The organism is Nocardioides sp. (genome assembly GCF_047607365.1).
Lineage (GTDB): Bacteria > Actinomycetota > Actinomycetes > Propionibacteriales > Nocardioidaceae > Nocardioides.
The window spans coordinates 1-18,142 of sequence record NZ_JASGDD010000043.1; the positions used below are offsets into that span (position 1 = coordinate 1).

At 72.2% G+C, this 18,142-nt stretch carries 17 protein-coding genes; 3 read left to right on the forward strand and 14 right to left on the reverse strand.

The genetic code is table 11. The features are described from left to right. From QM572_RS03395 to pdxH, 5 genes are all read right to left on the reverse strand, one after another. A partial coding sequence (locus tag QM572_RS03395; protein ID WP_415090038.1) for a hypothetical protein occupies positions 1-229 on the reverse strand: 229 nt, incomplete at its 3' end. A 92-nt stretch (positions 230-321) separates the two neighbouring features. Then, entirely contained in the window at positions 322-2,322 is a 2,001-nt protein-coding gene (locus QM572_RS03400; RefSeq protein ID WP_415090040.1) for an ABC transporter ATP-binding protein, read from the reverse strand. A gap of 55 nt (positions 2,323-2,377) precedes the next feature. Beyond that, positions 2,378-4,111, reverse strand: a complete 1,734-nt coding sequence (locus tag QM572_RS03405) for an ABC transporter ATP-binding protein (protein WP_415090042.1) — start codon at positions 4,109-4,111, stop codon at positions 2,378-2,380. Positions 4,112-4,113: 2 nt separating this feature from the next. Then, positions 4,114-4,695, reverse strand: coding sequence for a TetR/AcrR family transcriptional regulator (locus QM572_RS03410; RefSeq protein WP_415090044.1), 582 nt, complete (start codon positions 4,693-4,695; stop codon positions 4,114-4,116). 105 nt (positions 4,696-4,800) lie between these two features. Further along, positions 4,801-5,457, reverse strand: coding sequence for a pyridoxamine 5'-phosphate oxidase (gene pdxH / locus QM572_RS03415; protein WP_415090046.1), 657 nt, complete (start codon positions 5,455-5,457; stop codon positions 4,801-4,803). 52 nt (positions 5,458-5,509) lie between these two features. Here pdxH and QM572_RS03420 point away from each other — a divergent pair, with 52 nt between their 5' ends. Next, positions 5,510-6,610, forward strand: coding sequence for a citrate synthase 2 (locus QM572_RS03420; RefSeq protein WP_415090048.1), 1,101 nt, complete (start codon positions 5,510-5,512; stop codon positions 6,608-6,610). A 108-nt stretch (positions 6,611-6,718) separates the two neighbouring features. Here QM572_RS03420 and QM572_RS03425 read toward each other — a convergent pair whose 3' ends face one another. Next, entirely contained in the window at positions 6,719-7,189 is a 471-nt protein-coding gene (locus QM572_RS03425) for a GNAT family N-acetyltransferase (RefSeq protein ID WP_415090050.1), read from the reverse strand. A 19-nt stretch (positions 7,190-7,208) separates the two neighbouring features. Here QM572_RS03425 and serC point away from each other — a divergent pair, with 19 nt between their 5' ends. Beyond that, entirely contained in the window at positions 7,209-8,324 is a 1,116-nt protein-coding gene (gene serC, locus QM572_RS03430; protein ID WP_415090052.1) for a phosphoserine transaminase, read from the forward strand. Between the two features lie 219 nt (positions 8,325-8,543). On the opposite strand, the gene QM572_RS03435 is transcribed toward serC, so the two are convergent. From QM572_RS03435 to QM572_RS03455, 5 genes are all read right to left on the reverse strand, one after another. Continuing rightward, positions 8,544-9,554, reverse strand: a complete 1,011-nt coding sequence (locus QM572_RS03435; protein WP_415090054.1) for a DNA topoisomerase IB — start codon at positions 9,552-9,554, stop codon at positions 8,544-8,546. Positions 9,555-9,563: 9 nt separating this feature from the next. Then, complete coding sequence (locus QM572_RS03440; protein ID WP_415090056.1) at positions 9,564-10,565, reverse strand: hypothetical protein; 1,002 nt, start codon at positions 10,563-10,565, stop codon at positions 9,564-9,566. A gap of 2 nt (positions 10,566-10,567) precedes the next feature. Further along, positions 10,568-11,776 carry a class I SAM-dependent methyltransferase gene (locus QM572_RS03445; RefSeq protein ID WP_415090183.1) on the reverse strand — a complete coding sequence of 403 codons (1,209 nt, stop codon included), beginning with the start codon at positions 11,774-11,776 and terminating at the stop codon, positions 10,568-10,570. A 186-nt stretch (positions 11,777-11,962) separates the two neighbouring features. Further along, on the reverse strand, positions 11,963-12,337 hold the full coding sequence (locus QM572_RS03450; RefSeq protein ID WP_415090058.1) for a type II toxin-antitoxin system death-on-curing family toxin: 375 nt from the start codon (positions 12,335-12,337) through the stop codon (positions 11,963-11,965). Further along, on the reverse strand, positions 12,337-12,537 hold the full coding sequence (locus QM572_RS03455; protein ID WP_415090060.1) for a ribbon-helix-helix protein, CopG family: 201 nt from the start codon (positions 12,535-12,537) through the stop codon (positions 12,337-12,339). Before QM572_RS03455 ends, QM572_RS03450 begins: the two co-directional genes overlap by 1 nt. Before the next feature lie 164 nt (positions 12,538-12,701). Between QM572_RS03455 and QM572_RS03460 the strand changes: the two genes are divergently transcribed. Then, the gene (locus tag QM572_RS03460) at positions 12,702-12,887 is read left to right on the forward strand and encodes a hypothetical protein (protein ID WP_415090062.1); all 186 of its coding nucleotides are present in this window, start codon (positions 12,702-12,704) and stop codon (positions 12,885-12,887) included. Positions 12,888-12,891: 4 nt separating this feature from the next. On the opposite strand, the gene QM572_RS03465 is transcribed toward QM572_RS03460, so the two are convergent. The 3 genes from QM572_RS03465 to QM572_RS03475 all read right to left on the reverse strand — a co-directional run bounded on the left by QM572_RS03465 (position 12,892) and on the right by QM572_RS03475 (position 18,102). Continuing rightward, positions 12,892-15,711, reverse strand: a complete 2,820-nt coding sequence (locus QM572_RS03465; RefSeq protein WP_415090064.1) for an FAD-binding and (Fe-S)-binding domain-containing protein — start codon at positions 15,709-15,711, stop codon at positions 12,892-12,894. A gap of 119 nt (positions 15,712-15,830) precedes the next feature. Then, complete coding sequence (locus tag QM572_RS03470; protein WP_415090066.1) at positions 15,831-16,733, reverse strand: NUDIX hydrolase; 903 nt, start codon at positions 16,731-16,733, stop codon at positions 15,831-15,833. A 118-nt stretch (positions 16,734-16,851) separates the two neighbouring features. Continuing rightward, entirely contained in the window at positions 16,852-18,102 is a 1,251-nt protein-coding gene (locus QM572_RS03475) for a geranylgeranyl reductase family protein (protein ID WP_415090067.1), read from the reverse strand. Between the last annotated feature and the right edge of the window lie 40 nt (positions 18,103-18,142).

An 18,142-nucleotide genomic window follows, 5' to 3' on the forward strand; every position in this document is an offset into this window, starting at 1 on the left:
GGACGGCGCGCGCCGCCTGCCGGGCGACCCGCAGCGTCCTGCCGCTGCGGTCGAGCGCCAGCACGGGCGCCACCAGCCCGGCCGCGTCGAAGGCCCCGATCAGGGTGGAGCGCTCACTCTCGAGCTCGGCCACCCGCTCCCGCGCCACGACGAGCTCCGAGCGCACACGGACGAGGAGGACGGCGAGCACCACCGCGGCGACGGCGAGAACCAGCGCGACAGCCCACACGGTCCCGATTCTCCCATCGCCCCCGACCCGCGCGCGGTCCTACTCTCCGATTGTGCGGTCGGCAGGGCCCGGCCGGCGTCAGGCGGCGCCGGTCACGTCGCCGACGCGAACTGCGACTGGTAGAGCCGCGCGTAGGCGCCGCCTGCCGCGATGAGCTCGTCGTGCGAGCCCTGCTCGACGATCCGCCCCGCCTCCATCACCAGGATCAGGTCGGCGTCCCGGATCGTCGAGAGCCGGTGCGCGATCACGAACGAGGTCCGGTCGGTGCGCAGGGCGGCCATCGCCTGCTGCAGCAGCAGCTCGGTGCGGGTGTCGACCGACGAGGTCGCCTCGTCGAGGATCAGCAGCGCCGGCTGGGCCAGGAAGGCCCGGCAGATGGTGAGCAGCTGCCGCTCGCCCGCGCTCAGCGAGCCGCCGTCGGCGTCGACGAGGGTGTCGTAGCCGTCGGGCAGCGAGTGCACGAACCGGTCGACGAAGGTCGCCCGCGCCGCCTCCAGCAGCTCGTCGGTCGTCGCATCCGGCCGGCCGTAGAGCAGGTTCTCCCGGATCGTGCCGGCGAAGAGCCAGGTGTCCTGGAGCACCATGCCGGTCTGCTCGCGGAGCACGCCACGCGGGATCGAGGTGATGTCCACACCGTCGAGCGTGATCCGGCCGCCGTCCAGCTCGTAGAACCGCATGATCAGGTTGACCAGCGTCGTCTTCCCCGCGCCGGTCGGCCCGACGATCGCCACCGTCTGGCCGGGCTGCGCGACGAGGGACAGGTCCTGGATCAGCGGGTGGGCGGGGTCGTAGGAGAACGAGACCTCCTCGAAGCGGACCTCCCCCCGCGCGCCAGATGATGCGGCGGGCAGGGAGCCGTCCCGGTCGGGCACCTGCTCCGGCGCGTCGAGCAGCTCGAAGACCCGCTCGGCCGACGCCACGCCGGACTGCAGCAGGTTGAGCATCGAGGCGACCTGGGTGAGCGGCATGTTGAACTGCCGGGAGTACTGGATGAAGGCCTGCACGTCACCGACCGTCATCGCTCCGTGGGCGACCCGGATGCCCCCGACGACCGCGACGGCGACGAAGTTGAGGTTGCCGATGAACTGCATCGCCGGCATCACCAGGCCGCTGGCGAACTGCGCCCGGAAGCCGGCCCGGAAGAGGCCCTCGTTGCGCTCGGCGAAGACCTCCTCGACGTCGCGCTGGCGGCCGAAGACGCGGACGAGGTCGTGGCCGGAGAAGGTCTCCTCGATGTGCGCGCTGAGCTGGCCGGTCTGGCGCCACTGCTCCTTGAACTGGCCCTGCGAGCGCTGCATCACCATCCGCGCGACGCCCATGGAGATCGGGACCGACACGAGCGCGATCAGGGCGAGCAGCCAGCTGATCGAGAACATCATCACGAGGATGGTCACCACCTGCGCGACCGAGGTCAGCAGCTGCGACATCGTCTGGCCGAGGGTCTGGCTGACGTTCTCGATGTCGTTGGTGACGCGGGAGAGGATCTCGCCCCGCGGCTGGGAGTCGAAGTACTCCAGGGGCAGCACCTGGAGCTTCTCCTCGACGTCGCCGCGCAGCTCCCGCATCGCCGCCTGGACGACCCGGTTGAGCAGCAGGCCCTGCACCAGGCCGAAGACCTGGGCGACGACGTAGAGCCCGATGACGAGCAGCAGGATGTGGCCGACCGCGCCGAAGTCGACGCCCTTGCCGGGCACGAGGTAGTCCATGCCGGCGATCACGTCGGCGAGACGGTCCTGGCCCCGCTCGCGGAGGCCGGCGACGATCTGGTCGACCGTCTCCCCCGCGGGCAGCTTGCGGCCGGTCGCGCCGGCGAAGATCCGGTCGGTGGCGTGGCCGAGGAAGCGCGGCGCCAGCGACTGCAGCACCACCCCGACCACGGCGAAGAGCACGACCGCGGAGAGCAGCAGCCGCTGCGGGGCCATCCGGCCGAGCAGGCGCTTGGCGGACGGGCCGAAGGTGGCGGCCTTCTCCGCCACCATGGGGCCGCCCATCGGGCCGCCCCGCCCGGGTCCGCGCGGGCCCGGAGCGATGCGCTCGGTCGCCTTCATCTGCTGCCCGACCTTGGGCGTGGCGGACGAGTTGTCAGCGCTCATCGGGGTCCCCGCTCGATGGTGCGGAGCGCAGCGGAGCAGCATCGCGTGGGGGTGTTCACGCCGCCTCCTCCGCGCTCAGCTGGGAGGCGACGATCTCCTGGTACGTCGTGTTGCCGGCCAGCAGCTCGGCGTGGGTGCCCCGCCCGACGATCCGGCCGTCGTCCAGCACGAGGATCTGGTCGGCGTCGCGGATCGTGGAGACCCGCTGGGCGACGATGACGACCGTCGCGTCCGTGGTCTCCGGCTTGAGCGCGGCGCGGAGCCGGGCGTCGGTCGCCAGGTCCAGCGCGCTGAAGGAGTCGTCGAAGAGGTAGATCTCGGGACGGCGTACGAGAGCGCGGGCGATGGCGAGACGCTGGCGCTGACCGCCGGAGAAGTTCGTGCCGCCCTGGACGACCGGGGCGTCGAGCCGGTCGTCCAACGCGGCCACGAAGTCGCGGGCCTGGGCGATCTCGAGAGCGCGCCACAGCTCCTCGTCGTCGGCGTCCTCCCGGCCGAAGCGCAGGTTGGAGGCGATCGTGCCGGAGAAGAGGAACGCCCGCTGCGGGACGAGCCCGAGACGCGACCCGAGCGCGTCGGGGTCCCAGTCGCGGACGTCGACGCCGTCGACCCGGACCGAGCCCGCGGTGGCGTCGAAGAGCCGCGGCACGAGGTTGACCAGCGTCGACTTGCCGGCGCCGGTCGAGCCGATGATGGCCAGCGTCTGGCCGCGGGTCGCGGCGAAGGAGAGGCCGGTGAGGACGGGCTGCTCGGCCCCGGGGTAGGTGAAGTCGACGCCGTCGAGGACCAGCTCGCCGCGGGTCTCGGCCGTCGTGACCCCGGCGGCCGGGGCGAGGATCGACGGCTCGGTGTCGAGCACCTCCTGGATGCGCTCGGCGCACACGGCCGAGCGCGGCACCTGCATGAAGACGAAGGTCCCCATCATGACGCTGAACATCACCTGCATGAGGTAGGAGAGGAAGGCGGTGAGCGGGCCGACCTGCATGTCGCCGGAGTCGACGAGGTGACCCCCGAACCAGATCACGCCGGCGCTGGCGACGTTGACGATGAGCAGCATCGACGGGAAGAACGCGGCGAGCCACCGGCCGGCGCGACGGCTGACGTCGGTGAGGTCGTCGTTGGCGCGCTGGAAGCGGGCGCGCTCCAGCGGCTCGCGGACGAAGGCGCGCACCACCCGGATGCCGGTGATCTGCTCGCGCAGGATCCGGTTGACCGCGTCCAGCCGGGACTGCACGAGCGACATGCTCGGCACGATCCGCGACACGATGAGCGCGACGGTCAGGAAGAGCGCCGGGATGAGGACGGCGAAGAGCCAGGCCAGGTGGGTGTCCTGGTGCAGCGCCATGAAGACCGCGCCGACCATCGTGATCGGGATGGACGCGCCCATGCCGCACAGGAGGTACGCCAGCATCTGCACCTGCTGGGCGTCGTTGGTCCCCCGCGTGATGAGGCTCGGGGCGCCGAAGCGGCCGATCTCGAACGCCCCGAACGAGCCGACCTTGTGGAAGAGATCGCGTCGCAGGTCCCGCCCGAACGCCATCGCCGAGCGTGCCGCCACGAAGCCCGCCGCCACCTGGCACACCACCTGCGCGAGCGCGACGAGGAGCATCACCCCGCCCACGCGCCAGATGTAGCCCTGGTCCCCCTGCGACACCCCGTTGTCGATGATGTCGGCGTTGAGCGTCGGCAGGTAGAGCATCGCCCCGACGCTCACCAGCTGGAGGGCGGCGATCACCGCCAACGACCGACGATAGGGCGCGAGGAAGGTCCGCAGGAGCCTGATGAGCATGGTCAATCGCCTATCGTGAGTACGCCGTGGAGGAGGGTGTCGACGATCTGCTCGGGGGTGAGCAGCTGACCGTCGGAGATCTGTTCGTTGCTGCCCGCGAAGGTCAGCATCCGCAGCATGTGGACGAGCATCTCGGGGGTCACCGACAGGCGCCACGCGTCGTTGGCGACGATGGCGGCCATGGCGGCGCGGGTCTCGTCGACCGCCGCGCGGCGGCTCTCGTCGAGGAGGTGCTTGGGCGGCCCCATCTGGCCGAGGGCGTGCATCAGCCCGAAGATCGCCCGGAACCGCTGCTGCAGGACGCTGACCAGCTTCAGCAGCTTCTCCCGCAGCGGCGCGTCAGGGTCGATCTCGTCGAGTCGTGCCAGCATCCGGCCGGGCGCGAAGGCCGTGGCGACGGCGGCGTCGATGAGCTCGTCCTTGGACTCGAACGCCCGGAAGATGGTGCCCTCGGCGACGCCGGCCGCCTCGGCGATCTGGCGCGTCGTCACGGCCCGGCCGTGCTCGTAGAGCAGGGGCAGCGTGGCCGCGACCAGCGCCTCGCGACGCTGGTCGGGCGACATCGGCCGGGCCCGCTCCCTCACGCCGGACACCCTAAGTGAGTGAGCACTCACTCACAACTGGATAAAATGGCCCTTTCGACAGAGGGGCATCGTCGCCCAGGTCAGGGCGAGCGCCAGGGTTCCCGCCTACGGCGCCAGGCGCTCGGTCGCCCAGCCGTCCTCGGCGAGCCGATAGACGAGGCGGTCGTGCATCCGGCCGGTGCGGCCCTGCCAGAACTCCACCACCTCGGGCGTGACGCGATAGCCACCCCACTCCTCGGGCGGCGGGATCTCCTCGACCCCCTCGAAGCGCCTCTCCGCCTCCGCGTACGCCGTCTCCAGCTCGGCCCGGCCGGAGACGACCTCCGACTGGTGGCTCGCCCAGGCCCCGAGGCGGCTGCCCCGCGGGCGGCGGGCGAAGTAGGCGTCGACCTCAGCCCGGCTCACCGGCGCCGCGGTCCCCTCGACCCGGACCTGCCGCTCCAGCGGGTGCCAGGGGAAGAGCAGCGCGACGCGGGGGTTGGCCGCGAGCTCGGCGCCCTTGCGGCTGGCCTGGTTGGTGTAGAAGACGAAGCCCCCGTCGGGACCGGCGTCGAAGCCCTTGAGCAGGACGAACCTCAGCGACGGCACGCCGTCCGGGGTGGCCGTGGCGACGGCCATCGCGTTGGGCTCGTGGATCCCGGCCGAGACGGCGTCGGCGTACCACCGCTCGAACATCGCCATCGGCTCGGGAGCCAGATCGGACTCGTCGAGCCCCCCGAGGGCGTAGTCGCGGCGTGCCGCTGCCAAGTCTCGCGCATCCATATCGCGACCCTAGGACATGCGCGACGGGGGGATCGCAGGCACAATGCGAGGCATGACTGAGGTACACCACGGCCTGGAGGGCGTCGTCGCCTTCGAATCCCAGATCGCCGAGCCCGACAAGGAGGGGTCCTCGCTGCGCTATCGCGGCGTCGACATCGAGGAGCTCGCCGGCCGGGTGCCGTTCGAGAAGGTGTGGGGCCTGCTGGTCGACGGTTCCTTCGATCCCGGCCTCCAGCCCGCCGAGGCGTTCTCGCTGCCGGTGCACACCGGCGACGTCCGCGTCGACCTCCAGTCCGCGATCGCCCAGCTGGCCCCGGCCTTCGGCATCACCTACACCTACGACTCGACGCCGGAGAAGGTCCGCGAGGACCTCGGTCGCGCGGCCGTCATGGTGCTCGCCTGGGCCGGCCAGTCGGCCCGCGGCATCGGCCACCCGGTGGTCTCGCAGAAGAAGGTCGACGAGGGCACGACGCTCGCGGAGAAGTTCCTCATCCGCTGGCGGGGCGAGGCCGACCCGAAGCACGTCCAGGCCGTCGACGCCTACTGGTCCTCCGCCGCCGAGCACGGCATGAACGCCTCCACCTTCACCGCCCGTGTCATCACCTCCACGGGCGCCGACGTCGCCGCCGCGCTCTCGGGCGCGATCGGCGCCATGTCCGGCCCGCTGCACGGCGGTGCCCCCTCCCGCGTCCTGGGGATGATCGAGGACGTCGAGCGCAGCGGCGACGCGACGGCGTACGTCAAGAACCTGCTGGACTCGGGCGAGCGGCTCATGGGCTTCGGCCACCGGGTCTACCGCGCCGAGGACCCGCGCGCCCGCGTGCTGCGCCGGACGGCCAAGGAGCTGGACGCCCCGCGCTACGAGGTCGCCGAGGCGCTCGAGAAGGCCGCCCTCGCCGAGCTGCGCGAGCGCCGCCCCGACCGCGTGCTGGAGACCAACGTGGAGTTCTGGGCCGCGATCGTCCTCGACTTCGCCGAGGTGCCGGCTCCGATGTTCACCTCGATGTTCACCTGCGCTCGCACGGCCGGCTGGTCGGCGCACATCCTGGAGCAGAAGAAGACCGGCCGCCTGATCCGCCCCAGCGCGATCTACACCGGCCCCGCGGCCCGCTCGGTCAAGGAGATCGACGGGTACGACGCCGCCTGGGCCTGAGCCGAATGGGGCCTCCCCTCCCGCCGAATGGGGGCTCCCCTCCCCCGAGTAGGGCCTCCCCTCCCGCCGAGTGGGGGCTCCGGGATCGGGGCGGCGGGCCGAGTCGGCTCAGAGGCGCTTGCCGAAGCAGCGGTTGAGGGGCATGCCGGCGTAGTGGCCGAAGCCCTCGATCGGCTCATAGCCGTGACGCCCGTAGAAGGCGATCGCCTCGGGCTGACCCAGTCCCGTCGAGAGGATGAGGGCCTCGATCCCCGCCTCCCGAGCCGACTCCTCGAGCGCGAGCAGGACCTCGCCCGCGAAGCCGCGGCGCTGGGCTTCGGGAACGACGTGCATCCGCTTCAGCTCGGCCGTGCGGGTCGTGCCGAGCCGGTCCTCGCCGACGACGCGCCAGGCGCCCGTGGCCACCGGCACCTCGTCGAGATAGCCGACGAGGAAGACACCGTCGGGCAGCACGAACTGGGCCGGGTCGGTCGGATCGTCGTCCCCGCCGCCGTACCGCTCGGTGTAGAACGCCTGCAGCCGCGAGGTGAGCGCCTGTGCGTCGGGGTGGTCGTAACCGAGGCGACGAAGCTCCAACACGGATGGGAGGATAGGCGCCGTGAGGCTCGAGATCCCAGCCGGTTTGCTGCCCGCCGACGGACGCTTCGGCTCCGGGCCGTCCAAGGTCCCGGCCGGCCGCCTGGAGGCGCTGGCCGCCACCGGCGTGACGCTCATGGGCACGTCCCACCGTCAGCCGCCGGTGAAGCAGCTCGTCCGCCGGGTCGTCGACGGCCTCGCCGAGCTCTTCGCCCTGCCCGACGGCTTCGAGGTCGCGATCGGCAACGGCGGCTCGGCCGCGTTCTGGGACCTCGCCACCTTCGCGCTCATCGAGCGGCGCAGCCAGCACGCCGTGTTCGGCGAGTTCGGCGCGAAGTTCGCCAAGGCCGCCAACGCCGCGCCGTGGCTCGCCTCCCCCGGGATGCGTACGGCGGAGCCCGGCTCCCTCGTCACCCCCGTGTTCGACGCCGACGTCGACACCTACGCGTGGACCCACAACGAGACCTCGACCGGTGTCGCGGCGCCGGTCGTGCGTCCCGCGGGAATGACGGCCGACCAGCTCACCGTGGTCGACGCGACCTCCGCGGCCGGCGGCCTCGGCGTCGACGTCAGCGCGGCGGACGTCTACTACTTCGCCCCGCAGAAGTCCTTCGCCTCCGACGGCGGCCTGTGGATCGCGACCCTCTCCCCCGCCGCGATCGAGCGCGCGGAGCGGATCGCGCGCAGCGACCGCCACATCCCGGAGTTCTTCTCCCTCGTCACGGCGCTCAAGAACACCCGTGCCGACCAGACGCTCAACACCCCGGCCATCGCGACGCTCTTCCTGATGGCCGAGCAGCTCGACCAGATGATCGCCGACGGCGGCCTGACGGCGATGGCGGCACGGAGCGCGGCGTCGGCCGAGGTGCTCTACGGATGGGCGGAGAAGTCGCCCTATGCGGCCCCCTTCGTCGACGACCCGACCCACCGCTCGCCGGTCGTCGGCACGATCGAGCTCGACCCGGACCTCTCCAAGGCGAGCGTCATGGAGGTCCTGCGGGCCAACGGCATCGTCGATCTCGACGCCTACCGCGGCATCGGCGCCAACCAGCTGCGCATCGCGATGTACCCCGCTGTCGACGCCGCCGACGTCGAGGCTCTCACCGCCTGCATCGACTGGGTCGTCGACCACCTCTAGCGACGCCTGGCACGCACGCTCCAGACGCCGCTGGCCCACCGGCTCAGCCAGATCCACCGATTTTCGCCGTCGCGAGCGTCACCAGACGGGTGCGCCGGCAAGGCGGAGTGCCGAAGGCGGGCCGAGGTCTGAACGAAGTGGCCTCCGTCGAGGTGCGACAACGCCGCCGGCGTGCCCGGATGGGGGCGCGCAGCAGGCGCAAAATCGGTGGATCTGGGCTCAGGCGTCGGCCTCGTTGCGGATCAGCCGCAGCGTTGCCCGCTCCAGCGCCACCTGGCGCTCGTCGGGGGTGTCGTAGGTCCGGCGGGTGACCGCGGCGATGGTGCGGCCCTCCTCGTAGGCCGACACGACCCGCGGGTCGACGTACGCGGATCGGGCGAGGGCGGGGGTGTTGCCCAGGAACTCCGACACCTCCCGCATCGTGGCGGCGACGACCCGCTTGCGCGCGGCCTTCGAGGTCGCCTCCGGAGCCTCGGCGAAGGCGGCAGCGGCGAGCACGCTGGCGTGCCAGGTCCGGAAGTCCTTCGCGCTCGCCGTCGCTCCGGTCACCTCGCGCACGTAGGTGTTGACCAGCTCGGGCAGCATCGCGCGCCAGTGCCGCTCGAGCCGGTAGGCCAGCAGCGTCTTGTCCGTGCTCCGCCGCCGGCGCATCACCTCGATCGCGTCGGTGACGGCCGCGTCGTCGATCTCGATGCGATGGTCGACCCCGGACTTCCCGGTAAAGGTGAAGACCAGCGTGTCTTGGTGCCGACGGACATGCGACCGCTGCAAGGTGGTCAGCCCGAAGCTGCCGTGGGCGTCGGCGTACACGTCGTTCCCGATCCGGAAGTAGCCGAGGTCCAGCAGCCGCACGGCCACGGCGCAGGCGCGCTCGAGGGGCATGCCCTCGCGGCCGAGGTCGTCGACGACCTGCTCGCGAGCGCGCACGAGCGCCTCCCCGAAGAGCAGCACGCGGTCGAACTTCTCGGCGTCGCGACGGGTGCGCCAGGCCGGGTGGTAGAGGTACTGCCTCCGCCCGGCGTCGTCGGTCCCCACCGCCTGCAGATGCCCGTTGTCGTACGGCGTGATCCACACGTCCTTCCAGGCCGGCGGGATCACGAGCGCCCGGATCCGGTCGACCGCCTCCGAGGGCAGCCGCTCGCCGTGCTCGTCGAGGTAGGTGAAGCCCTTCCCGGCGCGCCTGCGGGTCCAGCCCGCCTGATCCGGAGACGTACGACGGAGCCTGACCACGACAGGTGCTTACCCGTTCGGGTGCCGCCTCAACCGCACCCACCACGCGGCCAGCCCGGCCGCGACGACGCCTCCGGCCGCCCAGGGCCACCACTCCGAGCCCCCACTCGACTGAGGGGAGCCCCCACTCGGCTGAGGGGAGGACCCATTCGGCTGCGGGGAGGCCCCACTCGGGGAGGGAGAGGAGGGAGAGGGGGAAGGGGAGGTGGGGGCGACGATCGCCTGCAGCTCCGGGGTGAGCTGGAGGTGGAGCACCTCGGAATGGACGCCCTCGCTGGAGAGCCACAGGCTGCCGTCGGCGGCGATGCCGAGACCCTCGCCCTGCTTCTGGCTCGGCAGGGTCATCGACCCCAGCCGGTCGAGGCTCGGCCAGGCGTAGAGCGTCGCCGAGGTGTAGCCCCGCACGAGGAAGTGGCGCCCGTCGGGGAGGAACGCGCCATCGGTCGCCATCGGGAGCATCACATCGGGCGAGCTGAGCGCCTCCAGCGTGACCGGTCCCGTGGCGTCGTACTCCTGCGGCGTGGCGTAGAGCGTGCCGCCCAGGAAGCCCTTGGTGACGATCAGCAGCCGGCCGTCGGGGGCCTCCATGAGCGTCTCCGCGTCGTGGGCGCCGTCCGGGTAGCGCAGCTCGCGCGGGACGGAGCCCTCCTGGGTCTCCTGGTCGCCGAGGCCGACCTTCGCCACCCCCACGGTGATCGAGTCGCGGATCGCGGCGTTGTCGCCGATGTCGCCGACCCAGACGCGATCGTCGCGCGCCGGCCAGCCGAACGGCGCGAGCGCCTCGACGTCGGTGGCGTCGTCGGCCCACGCGCTGACCCGCAGGGTCTTCCCCTCCGGGCTGACGACGAAGACGCGCGCGGAGTCGCCAGAGTCGTTGGTCGTCACGAAGTCGCCGTCCGGCAGCACGACCAGCGCCGAGGACTCGGTGATCTCGGCATCCTGGAACGAGAACGCGCCGTCGCTCGACGGTCCGAGCGCCAGCACGACCGCCGCCGCGACCCGCGCGATCATCGTCAGAGCCCCAGAAGATCGGCGAGCTTGGGCCGCACGCCCCAGGTCGAGACGAGCTCGTCGTACTCCTTGCGGACGCTGCCTCCCTTCATCGCGCCGACCGCTCCGCCCGTGCGGACGGCGCGCAGCAGGGTGTTGCGTGGGGTGTGCCGGCTCTCGACGAACTGCACGACGTCGACCTTGTAGCCGCTGATCCGCAGCAGGCTCGCGCGGATGCCGTCGGTGAGCGTGTCGGCCAGGCGCTCCCGGAGGATCCCGTGGCGCGTGAGCATCGCGTACGGCGACGGGGTCGGCGCCCTGCGGAGCTGGGCCGCGATGTCGTGGTGGCAGCACGGCGCGGCCAGGACGAGCGGCGCCTCCCACGCGACGGCCCGCGCGAGGGCGTCGTCGGTCGCGGTGTCGCAGGCGTGGAGGGCGAGCACCACGTCGGGCGCCTGGTCGAGCTCGACGCCGTCGATCGTGCCGACGACGAACCGCGCGTCGACGCCCAGCTGCTCCGCCACGGCCGCGTTGTGCGACGCCGACTGCTCCTTGACGTCCACGCCCGTGACGACGACCGGCAGCTCGCGGACGGAGGCGAGGTAGCGCTGGGCGGCGAACGTGAGGTAGCCGTTGCCGCAGCCCAGATCAACGATCCGCAGCGGCTCCTCAGTGGTCGGTGTGCGGAGGCGCCCGCTGCCCAGGGCCTCGGAGATCGCGGCGTCGAGCTGCCGCAGGAACTCCTCGACCTGGCGGTACTTCGCGGTCCGGCTCGGCTTGAGCCGCCCGTCACGGTCGCTGATCCCGAGCGCCACGAAGACCGGATCCGACTCGGGGAGCAGCCGCTCCTTGGCTCGGTCGTGGGAGGCGGCTGCCGGCGAGGCCCCGCCAGAGGCGCCTTCCCCGTCGGATTCAATCGCCTCGGTGGTGACGAGAGCGGTGTGGGGCGTCTTGGCCTCGACCGTGGTCCTCTCCGTGCTCGTCGTCACCACCCAGCGGGCCAACGGGAGGTCGAGGAGCTCGTCGAGCGCGGCGATCAGCGCAGGGCCGCCGACCGGGTGGTTCGCGGTGAACGCCTGCGTGGCGTCGTACGTCGTGATCTGGAGGTGCCGCCCGGCCTTGAGCTCGACGTAGCGGATCTCCACCCGCCGCCACGGCGGCGTCGTGCCGCGCTGACGACCCGAGGCGACCGCCGTGACCAGCCGATCGGGGTCGAGGATCGCCGACCGCATCCGGTTGAGCGCACGCAGCAGTGGCTCGCTGGTCCGACTCGGCGCGCTCGCCACTCCGCTCACTTGACCACCTGGGCGATCACCACGATCACCAGCAGGGCCGCCAGCGCCGCAGGGATGATCAGGCGACGCTGCTTCGGGCTCACCGGTCCAGTCTACGAAGCAGCGCCGATGGCTCCCGCATCGTCACCGCTCCACGAGGAACTGCTCGATCCGGGCAGCGATCTCCTCCACGTCGCGCAGCGAGCCGTCGGCGATCGCCATGATCAGGTCGAACTTCTCGTCCTGCGTCGCGTCGAGGTCGTGACCGTTCATGCCGACGAAGAGACGCAGACCGACCAGAGCGATGCGCTTGTTGCCGTCGACAAGGGCGTGGTTGGACACCAGGGAGTGAGTCAGCGCCGCCGCCTTGAGCACAAGGGACGGATACGCCTCGTCACCGAAGACCGTCGCAGCGGGGCGGGCAAGAGCTGACTCGAGCAGCCCGACGTCACGGATGCCCGGGGAGCCGAGCACCGTCTCGATAGCGAGCAGATCCTCGAGCCGTAGGAACTCGGTCATCAGACCGAGCCGAGGCGGTCGAGAGCCTCACGGTCCTCGTCCATGATCTTCGCGATCAGGGCGTCACGCTTCTGCTCCCGCTTCGAGACGTACTCCCCGATCGCGACGACGACGGTCTCGTGCATGGACCGCCCCTCGCGCTCGGCCGTCTCACGGAGCGCGGCAGCCTGCTCGTCCGTCAGTCGCAGAGTCATCGCCATGCCTCGATGGTACGACGCGATATCACCTGATACCACCACGTTGTGCTGGCTACCCGCCTGTCAGTGCGACCGAATCCTGCTCCCAGGATCTGCCTCTACGGCATGATCCCGGCTACAAGACTCCGACCGGAATCGGCAACCGGGAGAGCAACCGGGGGTGGATCGTGGCGCGTGAAGCCGAGGAGATCGTCGATCACACGCCACTGGCCGCGAGCAGGATCGACATCGCGTCGCGGATCGGCTGGCTGCTACGCACATGGCGGACGAACTCCGGGCTCTCGTTGCGCGCGGTCGCCGAGCGCCTCGACCGCGCCTTCAACACCATCGCCACGACCCTGCAGCTGGCCTGAGCAATCACTGTCCGAGGCGCGACGCCAGGAGCTCGGCGAGGTGCATCGTGCGGACGCCGGCGAGGTCGTCGAGCTGGACCCGGCAGCTCATCCCGTCGGCGAGGATGACGGTGTCGGGCCCCGCGGCGCGTACGGCGGGGAGCAGGTGCGTCTCCGCGATCGCCACCGAGACCTCGTAGTGGCCCCGCTCGACCCCGAAGTTGCCGGCCAGCCCGCAGCAGCCGGCCACCTTCGTCACGGTGGCGCCCGCGCGCTCGAGGAGCTGCTGGTCGAGCTTCCACCCGACGACCGCGCTCTGGTGGCAGTGCGGCTGGGCGACGATCTCGACGCCGGAGAGATCGGGCACCGGCAGGTCGAGCTTCGTCACCAGCTCGGCGAAGCTCAGCATCCCCACGGCGACGTCGACCGCCTCCGGGAGGTCGGTCAGCTCGATCGAGTCCGAGCGCAGCGTCGCGAGACACGACGGCTCCAGCCCGACGACAGGCACCCCTGAGGCGACGTACGGCGCCAGCGTCCGCACCGTCCGCTCCATGATCGACCTGGCCTGGTCGAGCTGGCCCGTCGTGATCCAGGTCAGCCCGCAGCAGGCGTCGTCGCCGATGACGCGGACGGTGAGCCCCTGCGCCTCGAGGAAGCGGACCGCGGCCTTGCCGGACTGGGTGAAGAAGTGGTCGGTGAAGCTGTCGGCCCAGACCCACACGTCGGGCGAGGCACGCCCTGTCCGCGCGGTCGTCGCGCCACGCTTGAGCGTCCGGGACGCGAAGGTCGGCACCGAGCGGCGCTGGTCGATCCCCGCGACCCACTTGGCGATCCACGCGATCAGCCCGATCCTCATCATCAGGTTGGTCAGTCGCGCGAACGGCGCACCCAGCCGCGCCCACTGCGGCAGCCGCCCCAGGAGATAGTGCGACCTCGGCCGCCGCCTCCCCTTGAAGGCCTGGTAGAGCGACTCCGACTTGTACGTCGCCATGTCCACGCCACTCGGGCAGTCGGTGGAGCAGCCCTTGCAGGCCAGGCACAGGTCGAGCGCGCCTGCCACCGCCGGGTCGGCCAGCCCGTGCACGAGCCCGCCGTCGAGCGCCTCCTGCAGCACTCGTGCACGGCCGCGGGTGGAGTCCTTCTCCTGCCTCGTCCCGAGGTACGACGGGCACATCACGCCCGACGTCGCCGGGGCCACGCACTTGCCGACTCCGGTGCAGCGGTGCACGGCCGCACCCAGGTCGCCGTCGTCGTGGACGAGCCGCAGCGCGGCCCGCGGACGCGCCCGGGGGCGGACCGGCCGGAGGTCGTCGGTGATGGCGGCCGGCCCGGCGCCGTCGGGCGAGGCGATGTTGCCGGGGTTCATCAGGTTCTCGGGGTCGGCCACCTGCTTGACCTGCGTGAAGAGGTCGATCGAGGTGGCGTCGTACATGAGCGGCAGCAGCTCGGAGCGGACCCGGCCGTCGCCGTGCTCGCCGGAGAGCGTGCCGCCGTACTTCCTGATGCCCTGCGCGCACTCGGTCATGAAGTCGCGGAAGACGGCCGCCGACGCCGGATCCCCCGGCTGGAAGGGGAAGTCGATCCGGCAGTGGATGCAGCCGTCGCCGAAGTGGCCGTAGGGGATGCCGTGCAGGCCGTAGGAGTCGAGGATGGCGTCGAAGTCGCGCAGCCAGGAGCCGAGGTGCTCCGGCGGGACGGCGGAGTCCTCCCAGCCGGAGTAGGCGGGCGTGGGCAGCGAGCGCCCGGCGAGGCCGGCGCCGTCCTCGCGGATCTTCCACAGCGCCGCCATCTCGCCCGGGTCGCGGACCAGGCGGGCGCCGAGCGCACCGGCTGCGGCCGCCACCGCCGTCAGCAGCTCCTCGGCATGGATGCCGGCGGCCTCGGCCATCAGCCAGCCGCCGCCCGCGGGCAGCTCGGGAACGGCGTTGCCCTTCGCCTTGACCAGCTCGACGATGCGGGCGTCGAGGCCCTCGCAGGCCAGGAGGGTGCCGGCGCTCGCGCGGGCCGCGGCCAGGACCGCCGTTACGGCGTCGGCGGCGTCGGGCATCGTCGGGTAGCCCAGCACCAGCAGCATCCGCCCCGGCTCGTCGACGACGAGCCGCACGGTCGTCTCGAGGATCGTCGCCAGCGTGCCCTCCGTGCCGACGAGGAAGCGATCGATCCGGCGGCCCTTCTCCGGCAGCAGGTGCTCGAGGGAGTAGCCCGAGACCTGCCTCCCGAAGCGGCCGAACTCCGTCCGGAGGTGGGCGAGATGGGCGTCTCCGATCGCCACCAGGGCGGTCGCCGCCGGGCCGGTCGGCGACGTCGTACCGGAGTATTCGATAACCTCGCCGGTCCCCCACACGACCTTGAGCGCCTCGACGTTGTCGACGGTGCGGCCGTAGCCCAGCGCACGGTTGCCGCAGGCGTTGTTGCCGATCATCCCGCCGATCGTGCAGCGCGGGTGGGTCGAGGGGTCGGGGCCGAAGCGCAGCCCGTACGGCGCCGCCGCCCGCTGCAGGTCGGCGTGGACGATCCCCGGCTCGATGCGCGCCGTCCGCGCCTCCGGATCGATGGCGACGACCCGGCGCAGGTCGCGGGTGTCGACGACGATCCCGGGCCCGACCGCGTTGCCGGCGATGGAGGTGCCGGCGCCCCGGAGCGTCACCGGAACCCCGAGCGCCCGCGACGCCTCGTGGACCGCGATCAGCTCGTCGGTGTGCTGCGGCCGGACGACGACCTGCGGGATGACGCGGTAGAGCGAGGCGTCGGAGGAGTAGAGCGCCCGCGCGAGGGTCGAGTCGTCGACCCCGCTGATGCCCCGGCTCCGCAGCTCGGCGGCCAGGTCGAGGGCAACGGCGGTCACACCCCCGATTCTCCCACCCGCACGGCTGCACACCGAAGTCGCCTCGCGCCGCGCCGGACCGGCCGCGTTCACGCGGGGCGGCGTCCGACCGCCCCGACTTCGGTGTGCAGCCGTGCAGGTCAGCGCCGGAGACCGGCGGCGCGGAGGGCGGCGGCGGTCTGCGGCGTGATCACGCGAGACGCGACGTCGGCGACCGCCACCCACTCGACGGCGTCGGTCGTCCCGTCGAGCTCGACGACCGCGGGCTCCGCGGTGTCGGAGGTCGTCACGGCGAAGATCAGATGGATCCCGTGGAACTCCTCCCAGCGCCCGGACGGCGCGGCGGCGGTGAGCGACACGTCGCGTACGTCGAGCGGCCGGCCGACCTCGACCTCGAGCCCGGTCTCCTCCTGGAACTCCCGCCGCAGCGCCTCGCGCGGCGACTCGCCGAAGTCGATGCCGCCACCGGGGAGATGCCAGCGTCCCCCGTGGACCGCGTGGGGGGCGATCCGGGTGAGCAGCACCTCGACGCCCTCGGCCGTGCCGCGGGTCAGCAGCCCGTAGACCCCGACCCGCTGCACCTGGGTCACGTGATGGTGGGTGAGCGCCTCGAGGACCAGCGGGACGGTCGGGACGGTGCCGTCGAGCACGTCGGCGAGTGGCAGCCACGCCGCCTCGGCGGTGGAGCCGCCGACCTCCACGGTGCGGGGCTCGGGCGCGTCGACGGCCACCCAGCCGTCGTAGACGATCCGCAGCGCGTGCGCGTCGACGTTGCGACCACGCCGCCAGGCGTTGGCCTGGTGGCTCGACAGCACCCACGCGGTCTCGCCGATGACGACGTCGAGCCCGGTCTCCTCCTGCACCTCGCGCACGACTGCCGCACGCGGGTCCTCGCCGTGGTCGAGCCCCCCGCCCGGCAGCGTCCACATCGGCGTCGCCGTCAGCGTGTCGGACAGCCGCGACATCAGGATCGCCCCGTCACGGAGCACGACGGCGTACGCCGCCACCCGCTGCACCTGCGGCAGCCTCTCCCGCCGCCTCATGGCCCACCGCCCGGTGAGGAGTCACCGGTTAACCGGGAACTGGGGAACTTCTCGGCCGGCGCACTGGCCGAGAAGTTCCCTTTTCGCCGGTTAACCGGGGACTCCTCACCTCTGGATCTCATGAGAAGAGGGGCCGGCGGTCGACGGCGAGCGAGCGGCGCCCCGCCCACTGCCAGACCCGAGCGGCCCGGTCGCGGTCGTCGTCGGTCACGAGGTTGCCCATCCAGCGCAGCGCGAGGGTCATCAGCCACTCGCTGCGCATGCCGAGGGGACCGAGCGCGGCGACGAGGCGGGGGTTGGTGGCGATGCCGGCCAGCCGCCGGGCGATCGAGAAGGCCTCGCCGTACTGCTCCCGGAGCAGCTCGGGCCACAGATGCGTCAGCGAGGTGTTCGGCGCGGCGGCGAGGACGTCGGCGACGATCCGCCCCGTCTCGAGGCCGTAGTCGATGCCCTCGCCGTTGAGCGGGTTCACGCAGGCGGCCGCGTCGCCGATCAGAGCCCAGTTCGGGCCGGCGACGCCTCTGACCGCACCGCCCATCGGCAGCAGCGCGCTCGCCTCGGCCCGGAGCTCGCCGATCAGGCCGAACTCGTCGCGGATCTGCTCGGCATAGAGCCGCATCAACGGCTTGATCGCCACGTCGGCCGGCCGCTGGGAGGTCGCGAGCGTCCCGGCGCCGAGGTTCACCTGACCGCCGCCGAGCGGGAAGACCCAGCCGTACCCCGACAGCACCGCGCCCGCCTCGTCGCGCAGCTCGAGGTGCGAGGAGATCCACGGGTCGTCGCTGCGCGCGCTGGCCACGTAGGAGCGGCCGGCCACGCCGTAGACGGTGTCGCGGTGCCACTCCCGCCCGAGCACCTTGCCCAGCGGCGACCGTACGCCATCGGCGACGATCAGCCGGCGGCAGGCGATCTCCCTCGTCGATCCAGGGCCGTCGGCGACGAGGACCGCCTCGGCCCGGCCGTCCGCGCCACGGCGTACGTCGACGGCGCGCAGCCCGTCGAGCGCGGTCGCGCCCGCCTTGATCGCCGTGGTGCGCAGGTGGTCGTCGAGCTCGGTGCGCGCGACCGCGGAACCCCAGTCCGGCAGGCCTCCGCCGGGCCATGGCAGCTCGAGCGTCTGCCCGAAGCCGTGCGCCCGCAGCCCGCGGGACACCGGATGCGTGCGCACCCAGTCCTCCAGCCCGAGCAGGCCCAGCTCGTGGACGGCCCGCGGCGTCAGCCCGTCGCCGCAGGTCTTGTCCCGCGGGAACGTCGCCATGTCGACGAGTACGACGTCGAGCCCTGCCCGGGCGGCCCAGGCGGCCGCGGACGACCCCGCCGGCCCGGCCCCCACGACCAGCACGTCGCACCTGGCCGGGGAGGAACTCATGAGCACAAGGCTATCCGGACGCCCGGTCACGCATGCGACG

Bases quoted from the DNA above. Each gene is read 5' to 3' on its own strand.
- QM572_RS03400 (WP_415090040.1), bottom strand. From the start codon at position 2,322: ATGAGCGCTGACAACTCGTCCGCCACGCCCAAGGTCGGGCAGCAGATG.
- QM572_RS03405 (WP_415090042.1), bottom strand. From the start codon at position 4,111: ATGCTCATCAGGCTCCTGCGGACCTTCCTCGCGCCCTATCGTCGGTCG.
- pdxH (WP_415090046.1), bottom strand. From the start codon at position 5,457: ATGGATGCGCGAGACTTGGCAGCGGCACGCCGCGACTACGCCCTCGGG.
- QM572_RS03420 (WP_415090048.1), top strand. From the start codon at position 5,510: ATGACTGAGGTACACCACGGCCTGGAGGGCGTCGTCGCCTTCGAATCC.
- QM572_RS03440 (WP_415090056.1), bottom strand. From the start codon at position 10,565: ATGATCGCGCGGGTCGCGGCGGCGGTCGTGCTGGCGCTCGGACCGTCG.
- QM572_RS03445 (WP_415090183.1), bottom strand. From the start codon at position 11,776: ATGCGGTCGGCGATCCTCGACCCCGATCGGCTGGTCACGGCGGTCGCC.
- QM572_RS03450 (WP_415090058.1), bottom strand. From the start codon at position 12,337: ATGACCGAGTTCCTACGGCTCGAGGATCTGCTCGCTATCGAGACGGTG.
- QM572_RS03455 (WP_415090060.1), bottom strand. From the start codon at position 12,537: ATGGCGATGACTCTGCGACTGACGGACGAGCAGGCTGCCGCGCTCCGT.
- QM572_RS03470 (WP_415090066.1), bottom strand. From the start codon at position 16,733: ATGAGGCGGCGGGAGAGGCTGCCGCAGGTGCAGCGGGTGGCGGCGTAC.
- QM572_RS03475 (WP_415090067.1), bottom strand. From the start codon at position 18,102: ATGAGTTCCTCCCCGGCCAGGTGCGACGTGCTGGTCGTGGGGGCCGGG.